Source organism: Shewanella sp. W3-18-1, assembly GCF_000015185.1.
GTDB lineage: Bacteria > Pseudomonadota > Gammaproteobacteria > Enterobacterales > Shewanellaceae > Shewanella > Shewanella putrefaciens.
This window is the reverse complement of the sequence record NC_008750.1, coordinates 4,177,594-4,194,321: the sequence shown is the minus strand read 5'-3', so window position 1 is coordinate 4,194,321 and position 16,728 is coordinate 4,177,594. Positions and strand designations below refer to the sequence as shown.

Annotated in this window: 17 protein-coding genes; 4 read left to right on the top strand and 13 right to left on the bottom strand. The window is 43.4% G+C overall.

Annotated elements, in window-relative coordinates:
• Nucleotides 1–16 precede the first annotated feature (16 nt).
• The 12 genes from hemB to rraA all read right to left on the bottom strand — a co-directional run bounded on the left by hemB (nucleotide 17) and on the right by rraA (nucleotide 10,757).
• Nucleotides 17–1,024, bottom strand: a complete 1,008-nt coding sequence (gene hemB / locus SPUTW3181_RS19025; RefSeq protein WP_011790913.1) for a porphobilinogen synthase — start codon at nucleotides 1,022–1,024, stop codon at nucleotides 17–19.
• A gap of 9 nt (nucleotides 1,025–1,033) precedes the next feature.
• Nucleotides 1,034–2,908, bottom strand: coding sequence for a diguanylate cyclase (locus SPUTW3181_RS19020; RefSeq protein WP_011790912.1), 1,875 nt, complete (start codon nucleotides 2,906–2,908; stop codon nucleotides 1,034–1,036).
• A complete protein-coding gene (locus tag SPUTW3181_RS19015) occupies nucleotides 2,901–3,704 on the bottom strand; it encodes a TatD family hydrolase (protein ID WP_011790911.1) in 804 nt (267 codons plus the stop codon). Before SPUTW3181_RS19015 ends, SPUTW3181_RS19020 begins: the two co-directional genes overlap by 8 nt.
• Nucleotides 3,704–4,231, bottom strand: a complete 528-nt coding sequence (locus tag SPUTW3181_RS19010; protein WP_011790910.1) for a hypothetical protein — start codon at nucleotides 4,229–4,231, stop codon at nucleotides 3,704–3,706. Before SPUTW3181_RS19010 ends, SPUTW3181_RS19015 begins: the two co-directional genes overlap by 1 nt.
• A gap of 46 nt (nucleotides 4,232–4,277) precedes the next feature.
• Nucleotides 4,278–5,027 carry a twin-arginine translocase subunit TatC gene (tatC, locus tag SPUTW3181_RS19005; protein WP_011790909.1) on the bottom strand — a complete coding sequence of 250 codons (750 nt, stop codon included), beginning with the start codon at nucleotides 5,025–5,027 and terminating at the stop codon, nucleotides 4,278–4,280.
• Between the two features lie 3 nt (nucleotides 5,028–5,030).
• Complete coding sequence (tatB, locus tag SPUTW3181_RS19000) at nucleotides 5,031–5,507, bottom strand: Sec-independent protein translocase protein TatB (RefSeq protein ID WP_011790908.1); 477 nt, start codon at nucleotides 5,505–5,507, stop codon at nucleotides 5,031–5,033.
• Nucleotides 5,508–5,514: 7 nt separating this feature from the next.
• Nucleotides 5,515–5,754 (bottom strand): Sec-independent protein translocase subunit TatA, encoded by a 240-nt coding sequence (gene tatA / locus SPUTW3181_RS18995; protein WP_011790907.1) that lies wholly within the window; start codon nucleotides 5,752–5,754, stop codon nucleotides 5,515–5,517.
• Nucleotides 5,755–5,813: 59 nt separating this feature from the next.
• Complete coding sequence (ubiB, locus tag SPUTW3181_RS18990; protein WP_011790906.1) at nucleotides 5,814–7,463, bottom strand: ubiquinone biosynthesis regulatory protein kinase UbiB; 1,650 nt, start codon at nucleotides 7,461–7,463, stop codon at nucleotides 5,814–5,816.
• Nucleotides 7,460–8,080 carry an SCP2 domain-containing protein gene (locus SPUTW3181_RS18985; protein ID WP_011790905.1) on the bottom strand — a complete coding sequence of 207 codons (621 nt, stop codon included), beginning with the start codon at nucleotides 8,078–8,080 and terminating at the stop codon, nucleotides 7,460–7,462. The genes ubiB and SPUTW3181_RS18985 overlap by 4 nt, the downstream gene beginning before the upstream one ends.
• Entirely contained in the window at nucleotides 8,080–8,835 is a 756-nt protein-coding gene (ubiE, locus tag SPUTW3181_RS18980) for a bifunctional demethylmenaquinone methyltransferase/2-methoxy-6-polyprenyl-1,4-benzoquinol methylase UbiE (protein ID WP_011790904.1), read from the bottom strand. Before ubiE ends, SPUTW3181_RS18985 begins: the two co-directional genes overlap by 1 nt.
• Before the next feature lie 244 nt (nucleotides 8,836–9,079).
• The gene (locus tag SPUTW3181_RS18975; protein WP_011790903.1) at nucleotides 9,080–10,144 is read right to left on the bottom strand and encodes a formimidoylglutamase; all 1,065 of its coding nucleotides are present in this window, start codon (nucleotides 10,142–10,144) and stop codon (nucleotides 9,080–9,082) included.
• Between the two features lie 127 nt (nucleotides 10,145–10,271).
• A complete protein-coding gene (gene rraA, locus SPUTW3181_RS18970) occupies nucleotides 10,272–10,757 on the bottom strand; it encodes a ribonuclease E activity regulator RraA (RefSeq protein WP_011790902.1) in 486 nt (161 codons plus the stop codon).
• Nucleotides 10,758–11,081: 324 nt separating this feature from the next.
• Between rraA and SPUTW3181_RS18965 the strand changes: the two genes are divergently transcribed.
• The 4 genes from SPUTW3181_RS18965 to SPUTW3181_RS18950 all read left to right on the top strand — a co-directional run bounded on the left by SPUTW3181_RS18965 (nucleotide 11,082) and on the right by SPUTW3181_RS18950 (nucleotide 14,877).
• Nucleotides 11,082–11,330 carry a YgjV family protein gene (locus tag SPUTW3181_RS18965; RefSeq protein ID WP_014609726.1) on the top strand — a complete coding sequence of 83 codons (249 nt, stop codon included), beginning with the start codon at nucleotides 11,082–11,084 and terminating at the stop codon, nucleotides 11,328–11,330.
• A 360-nt stretch (nucleotides 11,331–11,690) separates the two neighbouring features.
• A complete protein-coding gene (locus tag SPUTW3181_RS18960; RefSeq protein WP_011790900.1) occupies nucleotides 11,691–12,203 on the top strand; it encodes a phosphatase PAP2 family protein in 513 nt (170 codons plus the stop codon).
• Nucleotides 12,204–12,276: 73 nt separating this feature from the next.
• Nucleotides 12,277–13,317, top strand: a complete 1,041-nt coding sequence (locus SPUTW3181_RS18955) for an MJ1255/VC2487 family glycosyltransferase (RefSeq protein WP_011790899.1) — start codon at nucleotides 12,277–12,279, stop codon at nucleotides 13,315–13,317.
• Nucleotides 13,318–13,458: 141 nt separating this feature from the next.
• A complete protein-coding gene (locus tag SPUTW3181_RS18950; protein WP_011790898.1) occupies nucleotides 13,459–14,877 on the top strand; it encodes a hypothetical protein in 1,419 nt (472 codons plus the stop codon).
• A gap of 107 nt (nucleotides 14,878–14,984) precedes the next feature.
• Here the strand turns inward: SPUTW3181_RS18950 and SPUTW3181_RS18945 are convergent, their stop codons facing one another.
• Nucleotides 14,985–16,613 carry a methyl-accepting chemotaxis protein gene (locus SPUTW3181_RS18945; RefSeq protein ID WP_011790897.1) on the bottom strand — a complete coding sequence of 543 codons (1,629 nt, stop codon included), beginning with the start codon at nucleotides 16,611–16,613 and terminating at the stop codon, nucleotides 14,985–14,987.
• Nucleotides 16,614–16,728: the final 115 nt, after the last annotated feature.

Below are 16,728 nucleotides of genomic sequence, written 5' to 3'. Positions count from 1 at the left end.
CACATTCACACTGCGTCTAGGCTTCTTTAAGCCACTGAGCTGCGCGTTTGGCGAAATATGTGAGAATACCATCGGCTCCAGCACGCTTGAAGCAGAGTAGGGACTCCATCACGATCGCCTTTTCTGCCAACCAACCGTTTTGGATTGCTGCCATATGCATGGCGTATTCACCGCTGACTTGATAAGCGAATGTTGGCACTGCAAGTTCGGTTTTGACACGATGCACTATATCTAAATAAGGCATACCAGGTTTGACCATGACCATATCTGCACCTTCCTGAATATCCAGTGCGACTTCGTGCAATGCTTCATCACTGTTTGCAGGATCCATTTGGTAGCTGTGTTTATTGCCTCCTTTTAGATTGCCTGCTGAACCGACAGCATCGCGGAATGGTCCATAGTAGCTTGATGAGTACTTTGCTGAGTAAGCCATGATTTGGGTGTTCACATGACCAGCCGCTTCAAGTGCTTGGCGTATTGCACCAATACGGCCATCCATCATATCTGATGGTGCAATGATATCTGCGCCAGCTTCTGCATGCGATAGCGCTTGCTTCACGAGAATGTCGGTTGTGATATCGTTAAGGATATAACCTGTTTCGTCTATGATGCCGTCTTGACCGTGAGTGGTGAAGGGATCTAGTGCCACGTCTGTCATGATGCCGAGCTGTGGAAAGGCTTTTTTGAGCTCGCGCACAGCACGTTGTACTAGGGCATCTGCGTTATAGGCTTCTTCTGCCATTAATGTCTTTTTCTCTGCAGGTGTCACAGGGAAAAGTGCGATCAATGGAATACCTAACTCAACCAGTTCTTCAGCCTCCTTCAGTAGCAAGTCTATCGAGTAGCGTTCGACACCTGGCATAGAGGCAATTTTTTCACTACGATTAGTGCCTTCAAGGATAAACATTGGGTAAATCAAGTCATTGACCGTTAGATGATTTTCGGCCATCAATCGACGACTAAAATCATGTTTACGCATGCGGCGCATTCTGCGCTGTGGAAAAGCACTGGTAATAATATTCACTTCTGACTCCTAATTAGGTTCTGCTGTTGCAGAAGAATATAATTTCACTTGATTACGCCCACTATTTTTTGCTTGATAGAGCGCTTTGTCTGCTTGTTCAAGTAAGGTTGTACTGTGTTGGTCGCTAGCGACTATATCTGCGCTCACACCTATACTGACGGTGAGAGGGATGGGTTTTCCTTCCCACATTAAACCAATTGACGTTACTGCATCTCTTATAGTTTCAGCAACTTGAAGTGCACCGTCTGCAGTTGTATTGGGGAGGATGATAGCAAACTCTTCACCACCAAAACGTGATACTAGATCCGTTGGACGCTTTAAGTTTTGTTGTAATGTTTGAGCGATAATCTTTAATGCTTGGTCGCCTGCTAAATGGCCAAACTGATCGTTGATTGATTTAAACTTATCTATATCAAGCATTAATACCGCAATAGGAGTTTCTTGCCGGCGACTGATCCGGCTTTCTGCAAGCAATCGTTTATCAAAAGCGCTGCGGTTTTTAACACCAGTGAGACTATCGATAGTACTTTGTTCTGTGAGTTTTTGATTTACTTCGTGTAATTCTCTTAGTGTAATCTCAAGCTCTAAGGTGCGCTCTTGCACCATTTGCTCCAGCTTTTCATTCGTTTCAGCTTCTAGTTTCAGGGCTTCTTCTCGAGCACTACGAATTTTCTGGGCTTGCTTTAATGCCTCTTGCTGAATACGCAGTTTTGCCTTACGTTCATCGTTATATCGGATAGCAAGTACGAGGGACATGAAGATGATCTCAAAGGTGAGTCCGAGCATAACTGGTGTCTGAGGTTTCATATTTAAATCAATCACGCTCAGGTATAGCAGGCTACTGATACAGGCCCCTGTTAGCATGCTGACCCAACCTATAGTGTAAAGTCTGGCAAGTTTATGTCCATTAATGGCTTGCATAATAGCGAGCACCATAAGGATGAGGCTGAGAATGGCGACTGAAATAATCTCAATGTATAAGGCTGTGCCATAGTGGATAAATGGCAGTAATAGCCCAACGAGTAAAATGTATACAGCACTGTAGCGGCAAATAAGCAGCATATGGCGATTATAGTATTTGAGTTGCAGAATCTTTTCGGTAAACATCAACGCGAATGCCATGACTACAGGTAGTAGTATAGGCACCATAATTTGTTGCAACATAGGCCATTCTGGCCAAATAAAACGGAAAGCGAAGCCGTTAATCGTTGCGACGAGTAAAGTCATGCTAAGCACATAACCAGAATAGTAGCTATAGCTGAAAGATCCTGAAGCGACAGCAATAAAAAGACTAAAAATGCCTATAGCAGCTAACACCCCTAATTGAAATCCATGCTCAACGGCTGTTGATTCTGCTATTTGTGCCAAATCATTTGCAGACCAGAGGTAGAGTGGGACTGCTGCGCTGCCTTCCGTTTCAATATGCAGATAAAAAGTGTGTTCTTCATTAGCACTGATTTTGAAAGGGTAGAGGAAAATATTACTGAGTAACGGCCGTTCAGAGTAAGGCAGACTATCTCCCATATAAACTACGTTGAATGGTTTTTGATTAATGAGGTGGTAGATAGTCACTTTATCTAACAAAGGATTATCTAGGGCTAAGATCCGTGAAAGACTTGCATCAGTACTATTCAAACTGATGTTTAGCCAAAAGTTATGTTGACTAAGTTTTTGAATGTCTTTATTAGTAAAGTTACGCCATTCTTGTTTAGACAGATTCTGGATATCTGCCAATTGTGTTGTTGAAGGATGACTTACCTGTAGCCAAGGAGTTAAGTTCAGTGGTGTTGGTGTATCTGTGTCGATGTGGAGTAAAGCCGCAGCGGAAGTTACAGACGTTAGCAGCCCAAGAAAGAATAAAAGAAAGCGACTTACTTTAGCCATTATCTCGACTCAAATTAAAAAACGCTAAGCTATTTTGATAGCAGCGTGCAGCAAATTCATCTGCATTTTCCCCCCTCAAATCTGCAATGTATTTTGCAATATAGGGGAGGTATTCCGGCTTGTTTTTGCTCGATTTTGGCTTAGGTCGCATGCTTCTTGGTAGAAGATAAGGGCTGTCAGTTTCTATCAGTAAGCGTTCTTGTGGAATAAAGGGGACGAGTTGTGCTAACTCTTGGCCTCGCCTTTCGTCACACACCCAGCCAGTAATGCCTAAGTGTAAATCGAGCGAAATGTAGGTCTCCATTTGTGCATGGGTTCCAGTAAAGCAATGCAGTAATGCACCCGTAAGCTGTGGCCTATATTCTTGTAGAATAGCGATAAAATCCTCATGAGCGTCCCGTTCGTGCATCAGTACGGGCATTTTCAACTCAACCGCCAATTCCAGTTGGGCGATAAAAGCCTGACGCTGGATAGGTCTTGGTGAAAAATCACGATTATAGTCTAAACCACACTCACCAATAGCAACGGCCTGAGGTGCTTGGCAAAGCTGAGCTTGTAACTTACTTGAATCGGTATTCCAAGTGCTCGCATGATGGGGATGTACACCTGCAGTGCAATAAAGTTGGTTCGGATATTGTTTACAAAGGGTAATGGCGGCTGCACTTTCACTTAAATCGCTGCCAATAACAATTAACGGCGAAACCCCTTGGCTCGCCGCTGCTTGTATGATTGATGCTATTTCTGGCTCGAGTGCGCTGCCAAGTAAATTGACAGCGATATCTATATATGAGGGCATTATTTTAGGCGTTTCACCCGAATTTTGGCATTGCGATTATCAGTACCCATTAAGAAAGAACCTAAAGCTGCCTTTTCAATATAAACCGTCTCGCCTTGCTTTAAGTTGTACTTACGGCCTTCAGTTTGTTTCCAAATTTGACCATTGGTGAAAGTGACTTTAAGCGCGCCGTAGGCATCTTCAGTTGTAGATTGAACTTCCAAATAAATTTTATCTACAGTATTTTCTTGAATGCGCTTAGCTTCCATTCCAAAGTCATCGGCAATATTCGCAGCAGGTGCTTGTGACGTTGTTGCAACGGTAGCCGCCAGTTCTGAAACCGGTGCAACAATTGTCATTGTGGTTGGAGCTTGAGTGTTTACTATGGCTGGTGTTACACCTTTGACGCTTTCTGCTAGTTTGTCATAGCAAATTAAGCGTTCAAGTTTATCCGCCGTTGCGGCACATTGGGTTAGCTGCTGTTCAATGCTGGCATTAGCTTGCACTGATACCATAGCTATAGCTACAGCCATAATAGTTAAGCGCATGAGAATCTTCCTTATTATTATATTTTCTCTAACGCCAGCTAAGACGTTAGCTATTGGTTTGTTCTTCGTCGTCCGATTCGTCGCTAGGTTTGCTGTAAAAACGAGCGGCGAATAAACCACCTTCAAACAATAGCAGCATTGGTACAGCAAGCATAGTCTGCGAGATGACGTCAGGTGGTGTTAATAGCATACCAACAACGAAGGCGCCAACAACAATATAGGGGCGTTTTTGTCTTAAGTCATCAGGAGTTGTGACCCCGGCCCAGCAGAGTAAAACGACTGCGATGGGGATTTCAAAGGATAGGCCAAAGGCAAAGAAAAGCTTCAAAATGAAGTTTAGGTAGCTAGTAATGTCCGTCGCAACTTGAACTCCTTCCGGTGCATTATTAGCAAAGAATCCAAAAACAACAGGAAATACAATATAATAGGCAAAGGCAATGCCGAGATAAAACAATACGGTACTGCTGAATAGCAGTGGCATCACTAAGCGTTTTTCATGTTTATATAAACCCGGTGCAACGAAGGACCAAATTTGAAATAACACATAAGGCACAGCCACAAAAAATGATAAAACGAGCGTCAATTTAAAAGGCGCAAAAAATGGCGCAGCGACATCTGTCGCAATCATACTGCCACCAAGCGGTAAAGACTGCATTAAAGGTATTGCCATGTAATGGTAGATATCATTTGCCCAGTACACACTGCAAATGAACACCAATAACACGCTAGCAATGGATTTTAGCAGCTTGGACCTAAGTTCAAGCAAATGGCTGATAAGTGGCTGCTGTTGCGACATGAATTATCCGTTGGCTTTCGGGTTAGAACTGGTATCCACGCCCTGAGATGGCTCATTGTGAGCGGCGGGAGACGTCAAATGTTGACTTGTCTCTAATGGGGTCGTCGGATTGGTCTGGCTCACTTGAGCTGGACTGTGAATTTGATTATCCGGTGCAGCCGTCCCTTGGGATGAAGAGTCTTGAACTTGATAAGGACGGTTTACGGATTGCGCCGCTTGTTTTAACTGTTCAATGGACTCTTTGAGTTCAGGCGAAAGATTAGATAACCCTTTGCTTTCAGCTTTTTTAAGATCGGCATGTAATTGCTCAATCTTTAGCTCCTGCTCAAGCTCTTCTTTGACTGAGTTGGCCATGCGTTTCATCGCGCGGATCCAACCTGTAACCGAACGTACCGCGACCGGTAAACGTTCGGGGCCAAGAACGACTAGCCCCAAAACACCGATCAGCAGCAGCTCCATAAAGCCGATACCGTCAAACATAATAGAGTTACGCCTGTTCTTTGTTAGACTCAGGTTTCTTTTCAGTCGCCTGTTGAGTTGTTTGCGCTGTTTTAGCTGCTTCGGTATCTTCTAATGCCTTTTTATCTTCTTCTGAAGACATTGCATTTTTGAAGCCTTTAACCGCACCACCTAAATCACCACCCAAAGAGCGTAATTTCTTCGTTCCAAACAATAAGACAACGATTAAGGCAATGATAAGAAGTTGCCAAATACTAATGCCACCCATGAAGGTATCCTCTTAATTGAAATCGGTTCTATTATGAACCTCTGATTAATTAGTGCTAGCTAAAATTTACGATTCTTTGGCCTAGATCGCCATCCGATGAACCACATAAGTACGCCTGAAGTTAAGCATACGTAAGGGGACCACAGTGTAGCGTCTTGGTTGAATAATAACGTGCCACAGATCAATAAAACCGCAGAAGTGATAAGCATGTAATTGCTTTTATGAGCTTGCTGCTGATGTTTCAGATACTTATCTAGCATTTGTTGCTGAGAACTCAGCAATTTCCTGCCTAACTTAAGGTTGTCGTAAATTAGTTCAGGGAATTCAGGTAGTTTATCAGACCAATATGGCAGTTTTGTGGATACCTTTTTAAACATCGCTTTAGGCCCCACTTGCTCAGCCATCCACTGTTCTAAAAAGGGTTTCGCGGTTTGCCATAAGTCCAACTGTGGGTAAAGCTGGCGTCCGAGACCTTCGATATAAAGTAAGGTTTTTTCCAGTAATACCAGTTGTGGTTGTACTACGATATCGAAGCTGCGTGCTGTGCGAAAGAGTTCTAATAGCACGTGGCCGAAAGATATTTCATCGAGTGGTTTGTTAAACATAGGTTCACAAACTACTTTGATTGCTTGTTCGAAAGCCTGTAGATCCGTTTTTTCTGATACCCAACCAGACTCAATATAAAGTTGGGCGATTCGGTGGTAATCACGATTAAAGAATGCGAGGAAGTTTTCTGCCAGATAGCGCTTATCGACTTCGCTGAGTGTGCCCATAATGCCGCAGTCTAGGCCTATGTAGTAAGGATTCTCGGGATGGTCGCGGGAGATAAAAATATTCCCCGGATGCATATCTGCATGGAAAAAATTATCGCGGAACACTTGGGTAAAAAATAGCTCAACCCCGCGTTCTGCTAGTAATTTAAAGTTTGTACCTTGTGCTTTTAGGGCGGCAATATCGGAGACTGGGATGCCGTAAATGCGCTCCATTACCATTAAACGCGGGTAACAAAACTCTTCATAAACATAAGGGACATAAAGTGCATCTGAGTTGAGAAAGTTATTGCGTAACTTTATTGCATTTAAGGCTTCTAGCTTCAAATTCAACTCGCCTAAAATGGTGACTCGATAGTCCTCAATCACTTCAGCGGGGCGTAAGCGATTACCTTCACCAAGAAAATATTCAAGCAGATTAGCAGTTTGTGACATCAACTGTAGGTCGGCCAGAATTTTAGCCTCTACATTAGGGCGGAGCACTTTCAATACTACGGCTTTACCATTTGATTTGAGCGTCGCGGTATGAACTTGGGAAATAGATGCAGAGGCCAATGGCGTTTCATCAAAGTCATCAAACAAAGATTCAATCGATGCTTTTAACTCGGCCTCAATTGCTTTGCGAGCGAGCACACCATCGAAGGGAGGGACTTTGTCCTGGAGCATGGCTAACTCAATGGCCCATTCATCACTCAATAAATCGCGCCGGGTTGAGAGCATTTGTCCGAGTTTAATATAAACAGGGCCGAGCTCTTGCATTGCCAGTTTTAAGCGTTCACCACCGGGTTTGCTTTTATGTTTATTACGTATCCAAAATAAGCTGCTACGAGCGAGTGTAAAGTACCAAGGGGTCATCTTTGGCGGCAGAACTTCATCTAACCCGTATTGAAGCAGGGTTTTTATGACGTGGTAACCGCGGCGGATACTGGTAAGGGTCATGGCTTAATGTGGTCTCTTAATTGGATTATTCGCTGTTCAAGGGCAAGAGTATCACTGACTAAATCATCCAGTTGATCGCGAAAATAAACTAATTCAATTTTGTGTGGTGCGAGGCGATACTCTTCAACTGCAAGTTGACCTAAATGGGAGCGAGTTTTGCGTAAAACATCGAGGGCAAAATCCTTTGCCTGATGGCCTGTACTGATGAGTTTATGGGTGGCGGCATCACCTAAGTAGCGTGATATGGGCTCCGCAAAATCAAACTCTATACCACGTAGATATTGGCTAAAACTTTGTAATAAATTGAGGTCGCCCTCTAGTTTGAGTTTATCCTGTTTAATTAATTCGGTTAAGTTAGCCCCTTCCGTCACACGGTAAAGTGTCGTTGCATCGGCATGTAGACTGACATCGACCTCGCCTTCGTAGTGGCTGAGTACTTGGATCTCTTTGGCAAAGATCAAATAAATCGGCCAGGTAAGTTGTGATAATTGGATGCGAAATACTTTTCCATGTAGATTGCGTCGGCGCGAATAATCACCACCCGCTTGGGCCTGAAGCTTTTTCAGGCCTGTTTCAATTGCAGCGCAGACAAGTAACACAACTTCTTGCGGCATCATTAGAACTTATAACCACGGTGCAATGCGACAATGCCGTCGGTCATGTTGGTGTAGTCGACTTGTTCGAAGCCTGCATCAACCATCATTTGCTTCAGAGTATCTTGATCTGGGTGCATGCGAATCGATTCCGCCAAATATTCATAGCTATCTGCATCTTTAGTGATGAGTTCACCCATCTTAGGTAAGACTTTGAAGCTATATAAATCATACACTTTACGCATGATTTCATGCTGAGGCTTAGAAAACTCTAACACCAATAACTTGCCACCGGGCTTAAGCACGCGGTTCATTGAACGTAGCGCCGCATCTTTATCGGTCACGTTACGTAGACCAAAGGCGATGGTAATAATGTCGAAGTGGTTATCGGGAAACGGCAGTGCTTCTGCATTCGCTTGTACATAACTGACATTGTTGACTATACCTTTATCGCGCAGCTTAGTGCGGCCGACTTTCAGCATCGAATCGTTAATGTCGGCTAACACCACTTCACCTTTATCGCCCACTAAGTGAGAGAATTTTGCAGTTAAATCGCCTGTGCCGCCTGCTAAGTCTAAGACTTTCATACCAGGGCGAGCACCAGAAACCTCAATGGTATGACGCTTCCAGAAACGGTGGATGCCGAAGGACATTACATCGTTCATGATATCGTACTTAGCGGCAACAGAATGAAACACGCCGGCAACGAGTTCGGCTTTTTTATCGGCCTCTACAGTTTTGTAACCAAAGTGGGTACTTTTAGATTCGCCCTCAGACATCAATGTGTTCCTATTGTTTTGCAATGTATTAGCTGCGAGTGTATGCCATCGCCTGCATTTGCTGAATCTTTGATCTATCACTCTGTGATCGAGTTAGTAAACTAACGTCAGTGTCTTTGTTTACGCCACTTGGTATAGCACAACAAGTTATGTGCCTACGACCACATAAAACGGACAGGCATTAGACCACAATATCAAGATTTGTTGAATAGCTTAGCGTGTAGTTAGACGTTACCTGCACATGTTATTGTGCCAAATATTGTATGCGGCCTTGAACATAGGCATAAATAAGTTCACTTAGGCTTTGACCTACATCTCTAAATCCAGCTTCTATGCCTGCCTCGTGACAGATCGGTGCCGCTTCAGCTAAATGCAAATAAGCACAAGGGCAGTGACGGGCGATATAATTGACATAATGCGCAGCATCGAGCAACGGCACACCTGCTGCAGTTGAGGCGCTACTAGGCATTTTAGCGATAGCGTCGACGTCGAGTTCTAAGCCTACGGGTAAACCTGTGTTATTGAGTTTGGTCGCAATCTCAAACAAGGCTTGGTTGAGGCTGATTTCGCGGCGAACCCAAATCTGTTGCAAGCTATGCCAAGTGCCGCCAAATTCAGTGAGCTGGCTTAGGTTTGTTTCGCTGTTTTTTAACTCGTGCAATCCCAGTACATGGTAACAACCTAAGGCGCCACGGTCGGCAGCATAGCTAAAGCCATTGCCGCTGTGACGACCTTCAAGCAGACGAAAATCCGAATGGGGATCGAGATTCACCGCCGCGACTTGGCGCTGATAATGGCCGTAGGTTGCCATCAACAAACCATAGGCATTGTTATGGCCACCACCGATGAGTATGGGTTCTAAACCCGCTTTTAAAATTGCACTGACGATACGGATCACGCGCTCATCGAGTTGTTCTACCGCATCGCGTAATTCATCTAAGGTGACGTCATTGTTAGCTGTTGTATTGCTCGTGGTTTGTTGCTGCAGATCGGCGGTGTTAACTTGGCCTAGCACTAGGCATTCGGCGCCGGAAAGGAAACGATTCGATTGCAGGTTGAGCCATTGCTGCATACTGGTTGTGAACGCATCTGTTGCACCGCTGCGACCGAAGTTAGCACGTGGCCCTATATCCTCACCGACACCCAAAATTGCAAACTGAGCACCATGAGCTTTGGCTGTGTGAAGAATCATATCTAAAGTATGCTCTTGATTTGCAGTATGTACACATTGACCTAGCTTGGTTTCACCTGCTCTTGAGTTGACAAGCATCGCAACATCGGCATGAGTAAAAGGAATAAATTCGGGCATATGATTATTCTTATTGAGCCAAAGATAACTTATTGTGACGTAGGCTAGGGCGGTTATTCAATGGTCATTGGGTAAAATAGATAATAAAAAAGCCAGCTTAGCTGGCTTTCATCAAACAGTACTTAGACTACTCAATATCGAGTGGTTCAGGTGATAAAATAATACCAGTGTTATCAGCATAGATATGATCACCTGGTAAGAAAGTCACTCCGCCAAAATTGACGGGAATTTCGACTTCACCTACGGAGTTACCATCTGCACCCACTGGAATCGAGGCTAGAGCCTGAATGCCAATGTCTAATTCTTCTAGTGCATCCACATCGCGTACAGAACCGTAAACGATAATGCCTTCCCAGTTGTTGCTAACCGCAAGCTCTGCGATAGCGCCATCGATAAGAGCACGGCGTAATGAGCCGCCGCCATCGACGAGTAAGACTTTACCTTGGCCATCTTCTTGTAAGACTTCGGTAATTAGGCCGTTGTCTTCAAAGCACTTAATGGTGCTAATAGAACCGCCAAAAGAGCTACAACCACCGTAGTTACTGAACATGGGCTCGACTACATCTACGACATCTAAGTACATGTCACATAGTTCTGAGGTGTTGTATTCCATATTTACACTCCTATTGATCCGCGTTGCGTACAGTTTAGCGAGTTTACGCCAGTATAAAAGGGATTATTGAAAAGAAAAGTGTTATCAATCACGGTATTGTTGCCATTAGCTCGTTAACACTTTAGTGGTAAAGTTTCTTCATATAATCGGAATTCAAGCCAAAAACTTGATATTAGTCATTAAATAACGGTTTTTTATTACAACTCTGTTGCGTGATTTGTTATTATATCCCAAGTTTAAATTAACTTACTTAACTTAATTTGCTTTAGGGGCATGGACCCCCCGTTATGCTTATGGACGGTAGAGGGCCTTCGAGAGGTGCCTGTGGAAGCTATAAATACGATTGAAATTATTGGTTATTTTGCCTCTGTAATGGTGGCAATCTCTCTAATGATGAAGAATATCATTTGGTTACGCTGGTTGAATTTTGTGGGATGTACACTCTTTGTTATCTATGGTGTGTTTATTTCAGCTTGGCCAGTAGCAGGGATGAATGCGTTTGTTGCCTGTATTAACATTTATCATTTGACGAAAATTTACCGTGCTAAGGCAAATCCAAACGCCATAGCCTAAGTTTTATCGAGACGTGTTGTTCTAAACTTGAAGCATATCAATTTAGAACAACACTCCTTCGTTATTCCCACCGCTTATTTCAGCAAATCACTGCTAATCGGTTATTTCAGCGCACCAACGGTCATTATTGTCATAAAACTTTAGGCTAGATGTCACAGAGGCGTCATAGCGATTTTTTAGTCTCATTTTAACAACATCGTACTTGAGTTGGTGTTATATGAGCATCAAGACAAGTATTAAAAACCAAGCCTCAAAGCAAAGAATCTATTACTGAATTTGAGCATTTTAGTAAAGCGACACAGAGAATGCGGATTCACATTGCAGTAAAACTCGCTGGTATACCAGCAAGGAGCCTGTTTTATGTTGAGTTACATTGCAGACTTAGATAAGCGATTTTTTTGTTGTATTGTCGCCTTTACTGATCGCCATGGTCTTTATGCCTATGCCAAGCGACTATCTGCGAGTGGCGATGGGCATCTGTACTTGTATTTATCTGTAGGTTTGATGTTGGCTCATTCTCAGGGGCAGGCGCTATTCAATTTAATGTTAGTGAGTTTTCTGGTTGAATTGCCGCTGTATTTATTATTGAAAAATAGCATTCGGCGAACTCGTCCATGCCACGCCTTAGTGGGGTTTGAAAGTGGCTTTGAGCCATCGGATCGTTTTAGTTTGCCATCTGGCCATACGGCAGCGGCCTTTATCATGGCGACAAGTGTGGCGCAGATTTATCCCGTTGCCGCTCCCGCAGCATATTTATGGGCGCTAGGTGTTAGTTGTTCGCGTGTTGCATTAGGAGTGCACTATCCCTTAGATATCATGGCCGGGGCTTCACTAGGGGCTGGAGTTGTATTACTCGTTCATCAACTGATTTAACTCACATCCTATTAAATGTACCACTTCATTTTATTACCAACATCTTTCATATTTATTGGTTAAAGGATAACGAATGCGAATACTCTACGGAGTTCAAGGCACAGGGAATGGCCACTTAAGTCGTGCTCGAGTGATGGCTAAGGCGCTGATGGAGCAAGATATTAAAGTGGACTTTTTATTCTCTGGGCGTAAGCCGGATCAATACTTTGATATGCAATGTTTTGGTGATTATCGTGTGCAAACAGGAATGACGTTTGCGACTCATTCTGGGCGGCTTAATTTGCCACAAACGGTGAGACAGAACTTATCACTATCCTTAATGAAAGATATTCAAGCTTTAGATTTAAGTTGTTACGATCTGGTTCTTAATGATTTCGAGCCTATTTCTGCTTGGGCTGCACGGCGTCAAGGCGTGCCATCAATTGGCATTAGCCATCAAGCTGCGCTGATCCATCCTGTGCCTAAAATGGGGAATACTTGGCTTAACGAGTTGTTGCTTATGTACTTTGCGCCTGTGGATGTGGCGCTCGGTTGCCATTGGCACCATTTCGGGTTTCCGATATTGCCCCCCTTTGTTGAGGTCGTTCCCTGTTCTTCTGAGCATACTCACCAAATCCTTGTGTACTTACCCTTTGAAGATGTGGATACGATAGCCAGTTTTCTGGCTCCTTTTTCTGACTATCTGTTCTTGGTGTATCACAGCCAGCAACCTCAGGTGCAAACAGCCAAACATATCCAATGGTATGGCTTTAACCGTGATGGTTTTAAGCAACATCTAGCGAGTTGCGGCGGCGTGATTGGTAATGCAGGGTTTGAACTTGCCAGCGAGGCGTTAACATTAGGGAAAAAACTATTGGTAAAACCTTTGATTGGGCAGTTTGAGCAGTTATCAAATGTGGCCGCATTACAATTGCTTGCCGCCGCAGATAGCATGATGACGCTTGATATTAATGTGCTAAAGCGTTGGCTTAAAGCGGCATCACCAAATCCGATTGCTTATCCTCAGGTGGGGGATACTCTCGTGAAATGGCTTCGAGGTGGTGATTGGCATCATAGCCAACCATTATGCCAAGAGCTATGGGCACAAGTGGCGCTTCCAGACACATGGCGTTAACCCTGTGTTCTATTGACATGAAAAGTAGGTGAGACACTAGCTGGCTTTATGGGCTTAGCGTATAATTTGGGCAATTTTGCTGTTAGCCCCTTTCAGCACGTCTATGTTGGCCTAGTCTGGCCGTTGATTATGTTGTTATAAATGAGCCTCAAGAAGTTTACTCAGTACAAGCTACTGTTTTTAATGTTGTTATCTCTTTGTATTTTACTTCCTTTTATTCCAGATCAGGCTTATCACATTCCCGGTCCCGATATCGCGGAGCAAAATTTTCATGTTATTGAGTTTAATGATCAAGGCCAAGCCCATGATGATAGACAGTGGCAAGGTTTACGGGATCGTATTTTACAACCCAATAACGATATCGCTCCTGAGTTGCTAATTTTCGTTCATGGCTGGCACCATAGTGCTAATCCAAAAGATGAAAATTTTGTGGCGTTTGAACAATTTTACCGACAAATGGCGGCATCAGATAAACAACGTAACTTATTGGGTCTTTATATTGGTTGGCGTGGCGATAAATATGATCCTTTCTGGCTCGACGGCTCGGACGATGCAACCAGTCAAATTGAGCCCATAGATTTTCCGACGATTTTGCAACGTAAACGAGTGGCTAAACGCATTGGTCAGCAGGGATTGTCGCAGTTATTTGATAAGCTAGATGGCTTAGTCTCTAATCATCAATTACTGCGTTATACCGTTATAGGCCATAGTCTAGGCGGTTCAGTTGTATTACACGCCAGTAAGGATCGTATTAAAGCTGCAATTGATAATGGCCAAGATAATCCCAATTTATTTTTGTTGTTAAACCCCGCTGTGCCTGCGAAGGATTACCAACCTTTAGATAAGTTAGTGAGTTTGGATAGGCAAAAACCGAGTATGGTTGTGCTGCAATCTAAGGGGGATTTTGCGGTAAAAGAAGCTTTCAATTATATCAAGGATGGCGAGCGTGCTGTGGGTAACTCTTGGGCAATTACCCATGATATCGATAAATGTTCTGGTGGAAACTGCAATACCCCAATAAAGATGCCTTCGGCACTGATGGCTCACGATAAAATTCCTGGCTGTATGATGACTCTTGCCAATTCAGGTTGGAAAATTCGCGCTCGCTTACAGGCTCGTCGCAGCGTACAAACCTGCCCCGATGCTAATATGCAGGCGGTGTGGGTGTTGGCTGTGTCGGATGAGATTGTCTCTGGGCACAATGGTATTCTCACAGCGGATCATGCCAAAGCCTTGTCTGAAGTGATGAGTATGATTGATTTGTATCGAAATCAATTACCTAAACATGCGGTTGAAAGTCCAGCTAACCAAGATCTCGGCGCGCTAACGCCAGAGTCTGGAGCAGTAGTCTCTGCGGAAGGTGAAATAGCTGTACCAGAGGAGCCTGTTGTTATCGTTGAACCTTTACCAAATGAGCAAAGTTCAGACTCTCAGCGTCAAGATGAATCTCCTATTACCGAAGTGCCACCTGTGCCAATCATTGATTCTGAGCCAGACTCAACGTCTGAGAGTCAGCCTGAGGAAGACATCAAACCTCAACCTGAGACTAAAGACATGTAAGCCATCTAGGGAAAGTGCTAATGGCTTAAGGTTATGTTCAGTATCAAGCAATAACCACCAGATTGTACTTGATGTTATCTGTCAATCTGGTGGTCGTTTAAACGAGATTATGCTGTTTTAAACTGTTTAACATTTTGCTCTAATGTTTTTGCCAGTACTTCAAGTTTTTGACTTGCAATGGTAATTTTACTGGCTTGTTCCTCTGCGAGCGAGGCGGAATGAGTAATTTGGCTAAAGTTACGATTGATTTCTGATGCCACGACGGACTGTTCTTCCGCAGCAGTGGCGATCTGAGTGTTCATATCGCTTATTTTGGTGACTGATAGATTGATTGCATACAATGAATCACCTGCAGATTTGGCTTGTTCGACACTGATTTCAGCCTGAGTCTTACCTTCATTCATCACGGCGACTGCATTTATTGAGTTGCTTTGCATCTTCTCAATAACCGTTTGTACTTGTCCTGTGGATTCTTGCGTGCGGCGTGCTAGATTTCGAACTTCATCGGCAACCACGGCAAAGCCACGGCCTTGCTCCCCAGCTCTTGCTGCTTCAATTGCGGCATTGAGTGCGAGTAAATTTGTTTGCTCTGCAATGCTTTGAATCACTTCTAATACTGAACCAATTTGACGGCTATCCTCTGATAAATTGTTAATAACCACAGCAGCTTCGCTAACTTTGTCTGCAAGTTTATTAATACTTGACTGAGTTTTGCTCACTTCATTTTGCCCTGCATTGAACTCATTCATTGCCGTTTGTGCTAAAACGGCGGCATCACTGGTGTGGTTTGCAACCTCAGAAACGGTCGAAGACATCTGGTTTATTGCCGTAGCACCTTGCTCTGTGGCGGCTTTTTGATTACCGATTAAATCTTCATTGTACTTTGCTGTCAGTAATAATTCGTTTGATGCTGAAAGTAGTTCGCTGGCAGCCTTTATTGAATTTTTAGTGATCCCTGACATATGGTCAGTTAAATCTTTAAGTGCACTTAAAATACTTTCGGAAGTATGGAATTTAACTTGTGTCGTTAAATCACCTGATGCGATTTCTTTTATAACAAAAGCCGCATATTCAAGCTCGCCACCGACAAGTTTTTTTAATCGATTAACGGTACTAATCGCCACAAGGGAGCCGATAATAATCGCAATAGTGGTCACAACGAGCATGATCCACTGGAAACTGTTTGTTTGCTCACGTGCCGAGGCAACTTGATGTTGTATTGCTTCTTCTTGATAATCAATTAACTTATTAATTCGTTTAAGCCATTCACTGTAGGCAGGTGAAACTGTGGTAATCAAATAATCGGTTGCCTCGGCTTGACGGCCATTATTGATCATACTGAGCAAGTTTTCAGTTAAAGATAAGGTTGAAGCCTCTATTTCTTTGATTGACCGTAGTAGGTTTTGTTCTTCTGGTGTGTGCTTTACCTTTGCATACATGGCATCTAATGTAACTGCCGCTTTTTGGTAGTACTCATTCAGACGAACAATGTCATTTTGGTGTGATTTTGATTTATCGTTATCTTTGGCTAAAACGACATCTCTAATGGAAATAGCCCTATCATGCACGCTACCACGGAAGTTGATGGCTTGGCGTTGTTCAACTGCCGTTTGCTCGGACAGTTCAGTCAAATTTTCATCAGCTATGCTGATTTTGAACAAGCCAAAGAGTGTGATACCAAGCATGATCAATAGCAGCACAGCGAAGCCTGAATACAAACGTTTTATTACATTCATTAATAACACCTTATTTTGATATTAGGTTTCTTGCCATATCTGATGTTTAGTATACGTAAAGTGACTACTTTAGATCACTAAAAGACCAAATTAACTAATTGATTCAGGTCAATTT

What these genes read in the sequence shown, in the direction of transcription:
- tatC (WP_011790909.1), bottom strand. Translation starts at nt 5,027, where the DNA reads ATGTCGCAACAGCAGCCACTTATCAGCCATTTGCTTGAACTTAGGTCC.
- SPUTW3181_RS18945 (WP_011790897.1), bottom strand. Translation starts at nt 16,613, where the DNA reads ATGAATGTAATAAAACGTTTGTATTCAGGCTTCGCTGTGCTGCTATTG.
- tatB (WP_011790908.1), bottom strand. Translation starts at nt 5,507, where the DNA reads ATGTTTGACGGTATCGGCTTTATGGAGCTGCTGCTGATCGGTGTTTTG.
- SPUTW3181_RS18950 (WP_011790898.1), top strand. Translation starts at nt 13,459, where the DNA reads ATGAGCCTCAAGAAGTTTACTCAGTACAAGCTACTGTTTTTAATGTTG.
- SPUTW3181_RS18955 (WP_011790899.1), top strand. Translation starts at nt 12,277, where the DNA reads ATGCGAATACTCTACGGAGTTCAAGGCACAGGGAATGGCCACTTAAGT.
- SPUTW3181_RS19015 (WP_011790911.1), bottom strand. Translation starts at nt 3,704, where the DNA reads ATGCCCTCATATATAGATATCGCTGTCAATTTACTTGGCAGCGCACTC.
- ubiE (WP_011790904.1), bottom strand. Translation starts at nt 8,835, where the DNA reads ATGTCTGAGGGCGAATCTAAAAGTACCCACTTTGGTTACAAAACTGTA.
- ubiB (WP_011790906.1), bottom strand. Translation starts at nt 7,463, where the DNA reads ATGACCCTTACCAGTATCCGCCGCGGTTACCACGTCATAAAAACCCTG.
- SPUTW3181_RS18985 (WP_011790905.1), bottom strand. Translation starts at nt 8,080, where the DNA reads ATGATGCCGCAAGAAGTTGTGTTACTTGTCTGCGCTGCAATTGAAACA.
- SPUTW3181_RS18975 (WP_011790903.1), bottom strand. Translation starts at nt 10,144, where the DNA reads ATGCCCGAATTTATTCCTTTTACTCATGCCGATGTTGCGATGCTTGTC.
- rraA (WP_011790902.1), bottom strand. Translation starts at nt 10,757, where the DNA reads ATGGAATACAACACCTCAGAACTATGTGACATGTACTTAGATGTCGTA.
- SPUTW3181_RS19010 (WP_011790910.1), bottom strand. Translation starts at nt 4,231, where the DNA reads ATGCGCTTAACTATTATGGCTGTAGCTATAGCTATGGTATCAGTGCAA.
- tatA (WP_011790907.1), bottom strand. Translation starts at nt 5,754, where the DNA reads ATGGGTGGCATTAGTATTTGGCAACTTCTTATCATTGCCTTAATCGTT.
- SPUTW3181_RS19020 (WP_011790912.1), bottom strand. Translation starts at nt 2,908, where the DNA reads ATGGCTAAAGTAAGTCGCTTTCTTTTATTCTTTCTTGGGCTGCTAACG.
- SPUTW3181_RS18960 (WP_011790900.1), top strand. Translation starts at nt 11,691, where the DNA reads ATGTTGAGTTACATTGCAGACTTAGATAAGCGATTTTTTTGTTGTATT.